This is a genomic window from Pseudomonas vranovensis DSM 16006, assembly GCF_000425805.1.
Classification (GTDB): domain Bacteria; phylum Pseudomonadota; class Gammaproteobacteria; order Pseudomonadales; family Pseudomonadaceae; genus Aquipseudomonas; species Aquipseudomonas vranovensis.
This window is the reverse complement of the sequence record NZ_KE384454.1, coordinates 191,288-202,888: the sequence shown is the minus strand read 5'-3', so window position 1 is coordinate 202,888 and position 11,601 is coordinate 191,288. Positions and strand designations below refer to the sequence as shown.

Annotated in this window: 15 protein-coding genes; 11 read left to right on the top strand and 4 right to left on the bottom strand. The window is 62.9% G+C overall.

Annotated features, from left to right (window positions below; all coding sequences use genetic code 11):
- Window positions 1-39: 39 nt before the first annotated feature.
- From H621_RS0120470 to H621_RS0120450, 5 genes are read left to right on the top strand one after another with little or no spacing between them, the layout of a single operon-like run.
- Window positions 40-1,431, top strand: coding sequence for a GntP family permease (locus H621_RS0120470; protein WP_028945164.1), 1,392 nt, complete (start codon window positions 40-42; stop codon window positions 1,429-1,431).
- A 10-nt stretch (window positions 1,432-1,441) separates the two neighbouring features.
- Window positions 1,442-2,212 carry a 3-hydroxybutyrate dehydrogenase gene (gene hbdH / locus H621_RS0120465; protein WP_028945163.1) on the top strand — a complete coding sequence of 257 codons (771 nt, stop codon included), beginning with the start codon at window positions 1,442-1,444 and terminating at the stop codon, window positions 2,210-2,212.
- Window positions 2,213-2,268: 56 nt separating this feature from the next.
- Window positions 2,269-2,748: a serine protease inhibitor ecotin gene (gene eco / locus H621_RS0120460; protein ID WP_028945162.1), complete on the top strand. Its 480-nt coding sequence runs from the start codon at window positions 2,269-2,271 to the stop codon at window positions 2,746-2,748.
- Window positions 2,749-2,772: 24 nt separating this feature from the next.
- Window positions 2,773-4,734 carry an acetoacetate--CoA ligase gene (locus tag H621_RS0120455; RefSeq protein WP_028945161.1) on the top strand — a complete coding sequence of 654 codons (1,962 nt, stop codon included), beginning with the start codon at window positions 2,773-2,775 and terminating at the stop codon, window positions 4,732-4,734.
- A gap of 34 nt (window positions 4,735-4,768) precedes the next feature.
- The gene (locus tag H621_RS0120450) at window positions 4,769-5,044 is read left to right on the top strand and encodes a peptidylprolyl isomerase (protein ID WP_007932676.1); all 276 of its coding nucleotides are present in this window, start codon (window positions 4,769-4,771) and stop codon (window positions 5,042-5,044) included.
- Here the strand turns inward: H621_RS0120450 and H621_RS0120445 are convergent.
- Both H621_RS0120445 and H621_RS0120440 read right to left on the bottom strand, forming a co-directional pair.
- A complete protein-coding gene (locus H621_RS0120445) occupies window positions 5,041-5,301 on the bottom strand; it encodes a DUF1652 domain-containing protein (RefSeq protein ID WP_028945160.1) in 261 nt (86 codons plus the stop codon). The genes H621_RS0120450 and H621_RS0120445 overlap by 4 nt on opposite strands.
- A 120-nt stretch (window positions 5,302-5,421) precedes the next feature.
- Window positions 5,422-6,048 carry a LysE family translocator gene (locus H621_RS0120440; protein WP_028945159.1) on the bottom strand — a complete coding sequence of 209 codons (627 nt, stop codon included), beginning with the start codon at window positions 6,046-6,048 and terminating at the stop codon, window positions 5,422-5,424.
- A gap of 164 nt (window positions 6,049-6,212) precedes the next feature.
- On the opposite strand from H621_RS0120440, the gene H621_RS27370 reads away from it, so the two are divergent.
- The 3 genes from H621_RS27370 to H621_RS0120425 all read left to right on the top strand — a co-directional run bounded on the left by H621_RS27370 (window position 6,213) and on the right by H621_RS0120425 (window position 8,617).
- Window positions 6,213-7,106, top strand: a complete 894-nt coding sequence (locus H621_RS27370) for an alpha/beta hydrolase family protein (RefSeq protein ID WP_105641313.1) — start codon at window positions 6,213-6,215, stop codon at window positions 7,104-7,106.
- Entirely contained in the window at window positions 7,090-7,908 is an 819-nt protein-coding gene (locus tag H621_RS0120430) for an AraC family transcriptional regulator (protein WP_028945158.1), read from the top strand. The genes H621_RS27370 and H621_RS0120430 overlap by 17 nt, the downstream gene beginning before the upstream one ends.
- 82 nt (window positions 7,909-7,990) lie before the next feature.
- Window positions 7,991-8,617: a LysE family translocator gene (locus tag H621_RS0120425; protein ID WP_028945157.1), complete on the top strand. Its 627-nt coding sequence runs from the start codon at window positions 7,991-7,993 to the stop codon at window positions 8,615-8,617.
- Here H621_RS0120425 and H621_RS0120420 read toward each other — a convergent pair.
- Window positions 8,586-9,281, bottom strand: a complete 696-nt coding sequence (locus tag H621_RS0120420) for a metallophosphoesterase (RefSeq protein ID WP_028945156.1) — start codon at window positions 9,279-9,281, stop codon at window positions 8,586-8,588. The two genes, H621_RS0120425 and H621_RS0120420, sit on opposite strands and share 32 nt — an antisense overlap.
- 76 nt (window positions 9,282-9,357) lie before the next feature.
- Here H621_RS0120420 and H621_RS0120415 point away from each other — a divergent pair, with 76 nt between their 5' ends.
- Complete coding sequence (locus H621_RS0120415) at window positions 9,358-9,876, top strand: DUF3016 domain-containing protein (RefSeq protein ID WP_028945155.1); 519 nt, start codon at window positions 9,358-9,360, stop codon at window positions 9,874-9,876.
- Between the two features lie 79 nt (window positions 9,877-9,955).
- Complete coding sequence (locus H621_RS0120410) at window positions 9,956-10,240, top strand: hypothetical protein (RefSeq protein ID WP_028945154.1); 285 nt, start codon at window positions 9,956-9,958, stop codon at window positions 10,238-10,240.
- Here H621_RS0120410 and H621_RS0120405 read toward each other — a convergent pair.
- A complete protein-coding gene (locus H621_RS0120405) occupies window positions 10,237-10,767 on the bottom strand; it encodes a DUF2867 domain-containing protein (RefSeq protein WP_028945153.1) in 531 nt (176 codons plus the stop codon). The genes H621_RS0120410 and H621_RS0120405 overlap by 4 nt on opposite strands.
- Before the next feature lie 145 nt (window positions 10,768-10,912).
- On the opposite strand from H621_RS0120405, the gene H621_RS0120400 reads away from it, so the two are divergent.
- Window positions 10,913-11,584 carry an SOS response-associated peptidase family protein gene (locus H621_RS0120400; RefSeq protein ID WP_028945152.1) on the top strand — a complete coding sequence of 224 codons (672 nt, stop codon included), beginning with the start codon at window positions 10,913-10,915 and terminating at the stop codon, window positions 11,582-11,584.
- Window positions 11,585-11,601 lie beyond the last annotated feature (17 nt).

Below are 11,601 nucleotides of genomic sequence, written 5' to 3'. Positions count from 1 at the left end.
GCAACCAACAAAAACAAGATGCACCCAAGGAGACACTCGATGAGTGTGATCATCGCCCTGGCAGCCCTGGCGCTGCTGATGCTGGCTGCTTACCGTGGTTATAGCGTCATCCTCTTCGCCCCTATCGCCGCCCTCGGCGCGGTATTGCTCACCGATCCTTCCGCTGTCGCCCCGGCCTTCACCGGTGTGTTCATGGAGAAGATGGTCGGCTTCATCAAGCTGTACTTTCCGGTGTTCCTGCTCGGCGCCGTATTCGGCAAGTTGATCGAGCTGTCGGGCTTTTCCCGTTCGATCGTCGCTGCCGCGATCCGCCTGCTCGGCACCCGCCAGGCCATGCTGGTGATCGTGCTGGTGTGCGCCTTGCTGACGTATGGCGGGGTCTCGTTGTTCGTGGTGGTGTTTGCGGTTTACCCGTTCGCCGCCGAGATGTTCCGCCAGAGCAATATCCCCAAGCGCCTGATCCCGGCCACCATTGCCCTGGGCGCGTTCTCGTTCACCATGGATGCCCTGCCCGGCACCCCGCAGATCCAGAACATCATCCCCAGCACCTTCTTCAACACCACCGCCTGGGCCGCGCCGTGGCTGGGGCTGATTGGCACAGTGTTCGTATTCTGCACCGGCATGCTCTACCTGCAGCGCCAGCGCAACAAGGCCCAGCGCGCCGGCGAAGGTTATGGCACGGAGCTGCGCAACGAGCCGGAAACTGCAGCCGACCTCACGCTGCCCAACCCCTGGCTTGCGCTTTCGCCCTTGCTGCTGGTGGGGGTGATGAACCTGCTGTTTACCCATTGGATTCCCACCTGGTACGGCAAGACCCACACCTTGCAACTGCCGGGCATGAGCGCCCCGGTGCAAACCGAGATCGCCAAGCTCACGGCCATCTGGGCAGTCGAGGCGGCCTTGCTGCTCGGTATTCTGCTGGTACTGGTGGCAGGCTTCGGCGCAATCAAGAGTCGCCTGGCCGAAGGCAGCAAAAGTGCGGTCAGCGGCGCGCTGCTGGCGGCAATGAACACCGCGTCCGAGTACGGTTTCGGCGCGGTGATTGCCTCGTTGCCGGGTTTCCTGGTACTGGCCGATGCGCTAAAGGCGATTCCCAATCCACTGGTCAATGAAGCAATCACCGTGACCTTGCTCGCCGGTATCACCGGCTCCGCCTCCGGTGGCATGAGCATCGCCCTGGCTGCGATGTCCGATACTTTCATTGCTGCGGCCCACGCCGCGAACATCCCCCTTGAGGTACTGCACCGGGTGGCCGCCATGGCCAGTGGTGGCATGGACACCCTGCCGCACAATGGCGCAGTGATCACGCTGCTGGCAGTCACAGGGCTGACTCACCGTGAAGCGTACAAGGACATTTTTGGTATTACCCTAATCAAGACCCTGGCCGTGTTTGTGGTTATCGCCACGTTCTACGCCACCGGCATCGTCTGAGGAGCAACCCATGAATCTGAACGGCAAGACAGCAGTGGTCACCGGATCCACCAGCGGCATCGGCCTGGGGATTGCCCATGTCCTGGCCCAGGCCGGGGCCAACCTTGTACTCAACGGCTTCGGCGATGCCAGTGCAGCCATCGCCGAGGTGGCCCGCCATGGTACCCGGGTTGGCCATCACCCGGCGGACCTCAGCGACGTGAAGCAGATCCAGGACCTGTTCGCCTACGCCGAGCGCGCGTTCGGCAGTGTCGATATCCTGGTCAACAATGCTGGCATCCAGCATGTCGCGCCCGTGGACGAGTTCCCGGTGGAGCGCTGGGACTCGATCATCGCCGTCAATCTGTCGGCGGTATTCCACGGTACCCAATGGGTGCTGCCGGGCATGCGCCAGCGCAACTGGGGCCGAATCATCAACATCGCCTCGGTTCACGGCCAGGTCGGCTCCGTCGGCAAGGCTGCCTATGTCGCCGCCAAGCACGGCGTGGTGGGCCTGACCAAGGTAGTGGGCCTGGAAACCGCCACCAGCAACGTCACCTGCAATGCCATCTGCCCAGGCTGGGTGCTGACGCCGCTGGTGCAGAAACAGATCGATGACCGCATTGCCAGCGGCGTTCCGGCACAACAGGCCCAGCATGATCTGCTGGCCGAGAAGCAACCTTCGTTGGCCTTCGTCACTCCCGAACACCTGGGTGAACTGGTATTGTTCCTCTGTAGCGAAGCTGGCAGTCAGGTTCGTGGTGCTGCCTGGAACATCGACGGCGGTTGGCTGGCCCAGTGACGGGCGGCTCGGGATCTGGCTGCGGTATCGTGCTTTTTTATCTGCAAGGAGGCCTTATGCGCCCAATCCCCCTCACCGCGTTGTTCACCCTGACCCTGGCTGTCGGTACTTCGGTACAGGCTGCCAGCCTCAAGGATGTGGCGCCCTACCCCGAGGCCGAAAAAGGCTTTACCCGCCAAGTGATCCACCTGCCGCAACAGGCCGATGAATCCGCATTCAAGCTCGAAGTCATGGCCGGCAAACAACTGCAGGTCGACTGCAACCGCCAGCACCTGGGTGGCAACCTTGAAGAAAAAACCCTGCAAGGCTGGGGCTACAGCTACTACCGCCTGGAGAAGGTCATGGGCCCTGCCTCGACCTTGATGGCCTGCCCGGACAACACCCGCAAAGAAGCCTTCGTACCCGTGGTCGGCGACGGTTTCATGCTGCGCTACAACAGCAAGCTGCCAGTGGTGGTCTACGTGCCCGATGGCGTCCAGGTGCGCTACCGCATCTGGTCGGCCTCGGCTGAAGTGAAGCACGCTACAGTGGAGTAAAGGGTCCAACCAAGGGGACACGGCATGAACGACGTGCTCTGGCAGCCGAGCAAGGCGCACATCCAGGCAACACGGATGGATGCCTTCCGCCTTGAGGTCAACCGCAGGTTCAACCTCACGCTTGCCGACTATGGCGAGTTGCACCGCTGGAGCATCGAGCAGCGTGCCGCGTTCTGGCAGACCCTGGCCGACACCTTTGCGGTGCGTTGGCACCAGCCGGCCACCGAAGTCCTCAGTGAGGGCCCGCAGATGCCCGACGCCGGCTGGTTTGGCGGCGCCACCCTCAACGTTGCCGAACACCTGCTACGCCGGCGTGATGGGCAACCGGCCCTGATCGTTGTACGTGAGGATGGCGAACGCCGGGTGATCAGCCATGCCGAGCTGGCCGCTCAGGTCGCCGGGCTGCAGCGCAGCTTCAAGGCCTGCGGCATTGGCGTCGGCGACCGCGTTGCCGCGTGCATGCCCAACACCTGGCAAACCCTGGTGGCCATGCTTGCCTGCACCAGCCTGGGTGCCATCTGGTCATGTTCATCACCCGAGTTTGGTACCCACGGGATCATCGACCGCTTCGGCCAGATCGAGCCCAAGCTGCTGATGGTGTGCGCGGGCTACCCGTACGCCGGCAAGAGCATCGACCAGGTCGACAAGATCAACGAGGTACTGGCCCAGCTGCCGAGCCTCGAACAACTGCTGGTGGTGCCGTACACCCGCCCGCACAGCCGCAGCGACGAATTTTACAGCAACGCCCGCATCAGCCTGTGGGACGACTTCTACCAACCCGGCGGCGAGCCGCAATTCACCCCCCTGCCATTCGATCATCCGCTGTACATCCTCTATTCCAGCGGCACCACCGGTGTGCCCAAGTGCATTGTTCACAGCGCCGGCGGCGTACTGCTGCAGCACCTCAAGGAACACGGCCTGCACAACGACCTGGGCCCGGACGATGTGCTGTTCTACTACACCACCTGCGGCTGGATGATGTGGAACTGGCTGGTCAGCGGCCTGGCCGTGGGTACTACCCTTGTGCTGTATGACGGCTCACCCTTCCACCCCGCCCCGGAGCGCTTGCTCGACCTGATCGACAGCGAGCGGATCACAGCGTTCGGCACCAGCGCCAAGTACCTGGCCGCGCTGGAGCATGCCCACGTGCAGCCGCGCCTGAGCCACCGCCTGAATACGCTCAAGCTACTGTTGTCGACCGGCTCGCCACTGTCGCCGGAGAGCTACGACTACGTCTACCGAGAGTTCAAGGCTGATCTGTGCCTGGCGTCAATGTCTGGCGGTACCGACATCTGCTCGTGCTTTGTAATCGGCAATCCGGTGCTGCCGGTGCGTCGTGGCGAAATCCAGTGCAAGAGCCTGGGGATGGCGGTTGAGGTCTGGGACGATGACGGCCATGCCCTGATAGGTGCAAAAGGCGAGCTGGTCTGCACCCGACACTTTCCAGCCATGCCCCTGGGGTTCTGGAACGATCCGCAAGGCGAGCGTTTTCGCGCAGCCTATTTCAGTCAGTTCCCCGGCGTCTGGGCACAGGGTGACTACGCCGAACAAACCCCCACGGGTGGCATGCTTATCCACGGCCGCTCGGACGCGGTACTCAATCCTGGCGGGGTACGCATCGGCACGGCGGAGATCTACCGCCAGGTGGAGAAAATAGACGAGGTGCTTGAGAGCGTTGCCATCGGCCAGCGCTGGCAGAACGACGTGCGCGTCGTACTGTTCGTACGCCTTCAGGAAGGCGTGGTGCTGGATGAGGTGCTGCAGGCACGGATTCGCCAGGAAATCCGCAGCAACACCACCCCACGTCATGTGCCGGCGGTGATCGCTGCCGTCAACGATATTCCACGTACCATCAGCGGCAAGATCGTTGAGCTGGCCATTCGCAACGTGGTGCATGGAGAGCCGGTAAAGAACACCGATGCCCTGGCCAACCCCGAAGCGCTCGAACAATTTCGTGACCGCCCGGAATTGCGCGATCAGGCATAATGGCGCGTTTTCCGCATCGCAAAGGCATTTAGAGATGAAAGCACAGGCCCGGCATATTCTGGTCAAGACCGCTGAAGAAGCCGAACAACTCAAGCAGCGCATCGCCAAGGGCGAGGCGTTCGATGTGCTGGCCAAGAAGTATTCCACCTGCCCGTCCGGCAAGCGCGGCGGTGACCTTGGCGAGGTGCGTCCAGGGCAAATGGTCGGGGCCATCGACCAGGTCATTTTCAAAAAACCGCTGCGCACCGTGCACGGTCCGATCAAGAGCAAGTTCGGCTATCACCTGGTGCAGGTGTTCTACCGCGACTAAAGGCTGTCGCTGCGCCGGCCTGCCCGCAGCCTGTGCTGATCGGCAAGATCATTGCGAAGACCGACTATCAGATTGGAAATGGCCCGGCTGCTGGTCAACTGGTCAGCACTGATGCCGGTTACCAGCAGGTCGACGCGTTCACAGCGGCGGTCGAATACCCGCACTGTCAGTGAACGGTCTGCAGCCTGGGTGCATTGGCAGCGCACCGGCAGAAAGCTGCTTTCTATGATATTGCGCAACTCCAGGGTCGAGAGCATCGGTAAGTCTCCTTGGCAGTGGCGGGCAACCTTTCCGTGTGCCCGATTCCAGCCACAAGCCTAGGGCATTTCCGCCCTCAGGCTCAGATCCTTTCTCTATAAGCCCTTTACCTTACAGGCTCAGGCGCGGCGCGCTGCCAACAGGCCAGCACCGGCCAGGCCCAGCAACGTGGCACTGACCCGGTTGAACAGCCGCCGCGGCCCCGGCTGGTTGAACCAGCGCTGCAGGTAGGCCCCTAGCCACCCGTAGAGGGCGATGGCCAGCCACTCCAGCAACAGGAACATGCCGCCCAGCCAGGCAAACTGCTCGGACACCGGCACCGGGCTGCCAACCTGGATGAACTGCGGCAGGAACGCGGTGAAGATCAGGATGGCCTTGGGATTGCCCGCGGCCACCCAGAATTCCTGTCGGGCCAGGCGCAAGGTGCCGCTGCTGCGTTCGGCGACCACGGCGCTGGCGGCCACGGGGGCGCGCCACAGTTGCCAGGCAATGTAGAACAGGTAGGCCGCCCCCAACAACTTGATGGTCAGGAACAGGTACTCGCTGGTGTGCAGCACCACCGCCAGCCCCATCGCGGCCAGCACGATCATCCCGGCGAACGCCAGCAACCGGCCGACGCCCGCCACACAGGCAATCCGCAAGCCGTAGCGACTGGCGTTGTTCAAGGACAGCAGGTTGTTCGGGCCCGGGGCCATGTTCAAGGCGAAGCAGGCGGGTACGAACAAGGCGAGTGTGGACAGCTCCATGGCAGTTCTCCGGTGGCAAGGCCACAAGGTTCCGGCCAGCGGCCTGCCGGCGTCAAGGTACAGTTGGGATGGAAAACTGTGCGTGTGCGATCCGCGTGCCGGTTGACTTCTAGCGTGCAATCCACTTGCATGGTCATTCAGCACCCCGCCAGCAGAATTAGCTCATGAGCATGACGCAACAGATGGTTCTGTGCCCGGACGGCACCCGCTTGAACGCTTCGCTGCATGCCCCCGTAAACGCCCCGGCACATCTGCCGGTGATCCTGATCGCTGGCGCCTTGGGGGTACCGATGCGCTTTTACAGTCGATTCGCAGGTTTTTTCGCTGACCAGGGCTATCGGGTGCTGACCTTCAACTACCGCGGCACCGGAAAAGCGCTCGGAACCTTGGCGCCCAGGTCGCTGCGCCTGGAGGACTGGGGCCGCCAGGACCTGGACAGCATGCTTGGCAACGCCCTGGCACTGGCTGGCGAGCAACCGGTCTACCTGATCGGACACAGCATCGGCGCCCAATTGCTGGGCCTTGCCGAACGCTCCCAAGCCTTGCACGGTGCGGTCTTCGTCGGCGCCTCGTTCGCCTACTGGCGGCGCTGGCCAATGCCTCAGCGCGTCAAATACTGGACCTTGTTCAAGTTGCTCATCCCCCTGCTCACCCGCCTGTCGCCGAGCTTTCCAGCCCGCGCCGTCGGCCTTGGATCGGAAAACCTGCCAAGCAGCCTGATGCGTGATTGGGCGACCTGGGCCAACCAGCCGGACTACCTGCTGTCGCCTGCAGCAGGGCTGGAGGCCGAAGCGGCCTACCGCAGCCTCTCGCTCAAGGTGCTGTCATTGCAGTTCGCCGATGACGACTACGTGCCAGCCGCCGCAGCGGAAAAACTTTACAGCAGCTACCCAGCCCTGCACTTCGAACTGCGCCACAAAGCCGATTTGCCCGCACCGGTCGGGCATTTCGGCTTTTTTCGCGAAGTCAGCGGTGCGCGCTACTGGCCGGAGGTACTGGCCTGGCTACACGCACAAGGCGCTGGATCGATCGGAGTGCAGCATGCCTCGAGGCGCTGAAGTTCAGAGCGCATTCTGGCGCGACCCGGCATTGCCGTTTGTGGAAAGCCGCCAGGCTTGTCATAGCCGTGCCTGCTACAAGCCCCACAGTCATCCGACCTTTTCCATCGGTGCCGTGGACCAGGGCCAAAGCCTGTTTACCGGCGCAGGCCGGGGACAGGCACGGCTGGAACCTGGCACACTGGTCTTTGTTCCTGCCCGGCGCATGCACGCCTGCAACCCCGAGCCGGGCACGGCCTGGAGCTACCAGATGTTGCACCTTGACGCTGTCTGGCTACAGGCCCTGCGCCGGGAGTCCGGCCAGTCGACAGGCGACGATGAGCCAGTACGCATCAGCCGCGACCGGAGCACCTACCAGCACCTGTGCCAGCTCAACCAGGTCTTGTTCTCGTCGGCGCCGACGGTCGAGAAAGAAGCCGCTCTGATCGAGTTCGTGGGTGACTTCGATGCCGATACTCATCCACCGTTAGTGCATTCGGTACTGCCCGCCCTACCGGACGGCGCGCTCAAGACCGTGCTGCAATGCCTGCAGGATGAAGCCCACAACAGCCTGTCGCTGGGTGAGTTGGCCGAGCTGGCCAACATGGGCCGCTACCAGCTGATCCGTGCCTTCCGCGCCGCCACCGGCTTTACCCCCCATGCCTACCAATTGAATCAGCGGGTAAACCTCGCCCGCGGCTGGTTGAGTGAAGGCGCCCCCGTCGCGGAGATCGCCTACCGCTTGGGGTTCGCCGACCAGAGTCACTTCCAGCGGGTGTTCAAGGCCCACACCGGGGTCACACCGGGTCACTACCGAAGCTGATCGCCCTGCAATTTTATTCAATACAGACGCACCGGCCTGCCCGGACAATCCCCAGCCCTACCGCTGATCAAGATCGAGTCCCATGGAGCAGTTCCTGATGGTTGCCGCCGCGCATTTTCTCGCCTTGCTGTCACCCGGGCCGGATTTTTTCCTGGTGGCGCGCAGCTCCATGAACGCCGGCTGGCGAGTGGCAACCGGCGCCTGCCTGGGCATTGCCCTGGCCAACGGCGTGTTTATCGTCGCAGCCTTTGCCGGGCTCTCGGCACTGCAGCCGCACAGTCCCGTGTTCACCGCCGTTCAACTGACGGGCTGCGCTTACCTTCTGTATATGGGGGGGCTGTTCATTCGCCATGCCGGTGGCAGTTCGCTGCCTGCCGTCGACACCCGGATCGTGGTGCAAGCCTCCTGGTGGCAGGGACTGGGCATGGGCTTTATGTCCGGGACTCTCAATCCGAAGAACGCGTTGTTCTATGTGAGTCTGGCGAGCATGGTCGGTGGTATCAGCCTTGGCTGGAAGCTGATTTATGGCGTGTGGATGTTCGCGGTGGTGCTGGGCTGGGATGTGCTGGTGGCGCTGGCAATTGGCAACCTGAGTGTGCGCCGCCATTTCGCCCGGGCGCTGCCCTGGCTTGAGCGAGTATCGGGGGCGGTGCTGATGTTACTGGCCCTGGGTGTGATCATTCACCTGGCATGGGATTGGCCAGCGTGAGGCTGCCCAGCTCCAGCAGGCTGAAGTGGCCACGGGACCAGCCACCGGTGTCGATATGCCAGATATTGCCCAGCACCCGGACCCGTTGCAGCGGCGTGTGCCCTACGATCAGCGCGCGCAGTCCGGCCACCGGGGTGTCGTCATCCCTCTGCAGTCGACGGCGCGACCACTGGCAATACTCCTGAACGTCTTTGTCGGGGCCTGCCTGCAATTGCTCACACAACGTGGGCCAACTGGCACACGGACAATCGGCATGCAACAGGCCCACCAGTCCACCCGGTGTCTGTACCTCAAGCGCCATGGGCATTTGCGCAAAACGCGCGGCAAAGCGCGCCTGCTCACTGTCCGGCAGGTCGAGAAACCAGCCGCCACCCGCCGCACGGTACTGACCGTAGTCGAGCCAACCACCCCCGACATGCGTCACCGCCAACGCCTCGTGGTTGCCCTGTACGGCATGGAACCAGGGTTGCTCCAGCCAATGCAGGGCCCGCATACAGTCCGGGCCGCGGTCAACCAGATCGCCCACGCTGAACAGTCGATCCACGCGCGGATTGAATTCGATGACGTCAAGCTGCGCCTGAAGACGCTCAAAATGACCATGAATATCGCCCACGGCAAAATCCCGGCCCTGGTGATTGGCGGTAAACCGCTCGATCCGACTCACGTGTCTCGCTCCTGATCTCCCACCCGTGCAGGCGTACAATAGACGGTGTGCAGACAACTGCACCTGGAGGTGAATCATGCGCCGTGCCCTGATCTTTGTCGCGCTGAGCCTGCTGGCGTCGAGCAGCCTGGCGCAGGCTCCCTCGGCGTCCAATGTCGAGGTCATATACGACAAACCCGAACAGTTTCGCGATGCAAGCCTCGACAGCCACGGCTACGAGCGTGGCGCCGACGAATATGTGATGGCAGAACTGCGCAAATACCTGGAGCAACTCGGCAAGCGCTACCTGCCGCCTGGCCAGACCCTGCGTATCGATATCCGTGACATCGACCTGGCTGGCCGCTACGAACCCTGGCACCCCCAGGCCTACGAAATCCGCTTCATGCGTGACATCACCTGGCCGACCATCGACTTGCATTACGTGCTGACGCAACAGGGCAAGACCCTGGGCCAGGCCGATGCCCGGGTGAGCGACAAGACCTATCTGCAACGCCCTGGTCGTCGTGCCCAGAGCGATCGCCTGTATGCTGAAAAGGCCATGCTCGATGAATGGTTTCGCAAGCAATTTGCCGTGCAACGCCACACTTCCTATTGAAGCTGTCGAACTGCCAGCGTTGGCGCGGGGTCCAAGCAGATAAGCCTGTTCCGATCGAACAGCGCAAGGAGGAACCCTAATGGTCACTCACTTCAAGGTTGCCGGCCACCTGGCCTGCGGACACCACGGTAACAAACTGGTCTCCACCAGCGAGCTCAACCGCGTCAAATGCCGCAGTTGCCGCAACACCGACGCCTACAAGGACGCGCGACGTGAACAACGTAACGCGGCCCGTCGCGCCGCTCGCAAGGCCCGCGCCCATCCTGCGGCCAATGACTGGCGCGCATCCTGGACCGAACGCCTGACTGCCCTGCCAGGCTTGCAGCGCCTGCCTCGCGGCTTTCATGGCCAGGCGTTCGTCTAGGGCCGGGCGCGTAGCAGCCTGCCCAGGGCAATGGGCGCAATGAAGCGGTGAAACGGCGCCACTGGCAGCATGTAGAGGCGCCCGAGCAGGTTGTGGGGATGCACCACGGTCGACAGCACGACAGTGCGCGGGCTGTCGGCCGTGACGGCTTGGCACAGTAGCGAGATGTACACGTCCAGGTGCTTGTCACGATCCACCAGCAACACCTCCTCAAGCGTGTTGCAGACCAGGGTGAAAATCCCCACTCGCTCGCCGGGCAGGTAACTGGCCGGGTCGCGCTGGCGATCGATGCGCGTCAGCCGTCCCAGGTCCTTGAGCCCGAACGCCTGCACCACACGGTTGCGCAGCACCATCAGGTTGTCGATCCAGCCGGGCATGCTAGCCATCAAATCGAGAAAATACGCCATGGCGGGTTGATCCGCGTCTGCCAGCGCAGCTTGGTGGGCGTCGATGAAACTGGCATTGGCCACTCGCGGGTAGATCAGCGATGCGACCGGTACGTCGCAGCGAACGACTTCAGAGGGCATGTGCACGTGTCCTTACGGGCAAATGAAGGAGCGTACGAGTCTACCCTGGCCGGCATGATCCGCCGTCAGGAGATTACGGAAGTGCCCCAGCAACTCGGTTGCTGCCCTAAAGTATGGGTACCTGTCCTTACACAGGGTACCCACCATGTGCGGAAGACTCAGCCAGTACCACGGCATCCACGACTTCGTCGCCGCCCTGAGCATGCCCCACCCGCTGGCCAACCACGTCGGCGACCAGCCCCTTGAGTGCTACAACGTCGCCCCGTCCACCCGGGTAGCCTTGTTGCGCCTCGCAGAAGGTGCCCTTCATGCCGATCGGGTGCGCTGGGGATGGCAACCACACTGGGCCAAAGACCGTGCCCCGCCCATCAATGCCCGCGTCGAAAAAGTGGCCCACGGCGCGTTTTTCAAAGCCATCTGGCCACACCGCGCCATTGTGCCGATCGACAACTGGTTCGAATGGGTTGATGAAGGCGGGCCAAAGAAGCAGCCCTACCTGATCAGGCGCCGGGACGGACGCCCGGCGCTGTGCGCAGGCATCGGTCAGTTCAGTGTCGAATCCGGCGCCCACGATGGTTTCGTTATCATCACCGCCGACAGCGTCGGCGGCATGGTCGATGTACACGACCGGCGGCCGGTGGTCCTGCCCCCGGAGCTTGCCGGGCACTGGCTGGACCCGGCTATGCCCGGGGGGCAGGCCGAGCAGATGGCCCTGAACCTGGGCGAGCCGTCTGACGTATTCGAGTGGTACCGCGTAGGCCTTGCCGTGGGAAATGTGCGCAACCAGGGCGCCTCACTCATACAGCCGGTGCAGTGACGCGCTACGCGCAACCA

Coding starts and splice junctions, on each gene's coding strand:
- H621_RS0120470 (WP_028945164.1), top strand. CDS start 40: ATGAGTGTGATCATCGCCCTGGCAGCCCTGGCGCTGCTGATGCTGGCT.
- hbdH (WP_028945163.1), top strand. CDS start 1,442: ATGAATCTGAACGGCAAGACAGCAGTGGTCACCGGATCCACCAGCGGC.
- eco (WP_028945162.1), top strand. CDS start 2,269: ATGCGCCCAATCCCCCTCACCGCGTTGTTCACCCTGACCCTGGCTGTC.
- H621_RS0120455 (WP_028945161.1), top strand. CDS start 2,773: ATGAACGACGTGCTCTGGCAGCCGAGCAAGGCGCACATCCAGGCAACA.
- H621_RS0120450 (WP_007932676.1), top strand. CDS start 4,769: ATGAAAGCACAGGCCCGGCATATTCTGGTCAAGACCGCTGAAGAAGCC.
- H621_RS0120445 (WP_028945160.1), bottom strand. CDS start 5,301: ATGCTCTCGACCCTGGAGTTGCGCAATATCATAGAAAGCAGCTTTCTG.
- H621_RS0120440 (WP_028945159.1), bottom strand. CDS start 6,048: ATGGAGCTGTCCACACTCGCCTTGTTCGTACCCGCCTGCTTCGCCTTG.
- H621_RS27370 (WP_105641313.1), top strand. CDS start 6,213: ATGAGCATGACGCAACAGATGGTTCTGTGCCCGGACGGCACCCGCTTG.
- H621_RS0120430 (WP_028945158.1), top strand. CDS start 7,090: ATGCCTCGAGGCGCTGAAGTTCAGAGCGCATTCTGGCGCGACCCGGCA.
- H621_RS0120425 (WP_028945157.1), top strand. CDS start 7,991: ATGGAGCAGTTCCTGATGGTTGCCGCCGCGCATTTTCTCGCCTTGCTG.
- H621_RS0120415 (WP_028945155.1), top strand. CDS start 9,358: ATGCGCCGTGCCCTGATCTTTGTCGCGCTGAGCCTGCTGGCGTCGAGC.
- H621_RS0120410 (WP_028945154.1), top strand. CDS start 9,956: ATGGTCACTCACTTCAAGGTTGCCGGCCACCTGGCCTGCGGACACCAC.
- H621_RS0120405 (WP_028945153.1), bottom strand. CDS start 10,767: ATGCCCTCTGAAGTCGTTCGCTGCGACGTACCGGTCGCATCGCTGATC.
- H621_RS0120400 (WP_028945152.1), top strand. CDS start 10,913: ATGTGCGGAAGACTCAGCCAGTACCACGGCATCCACGACTTCGTCGCC.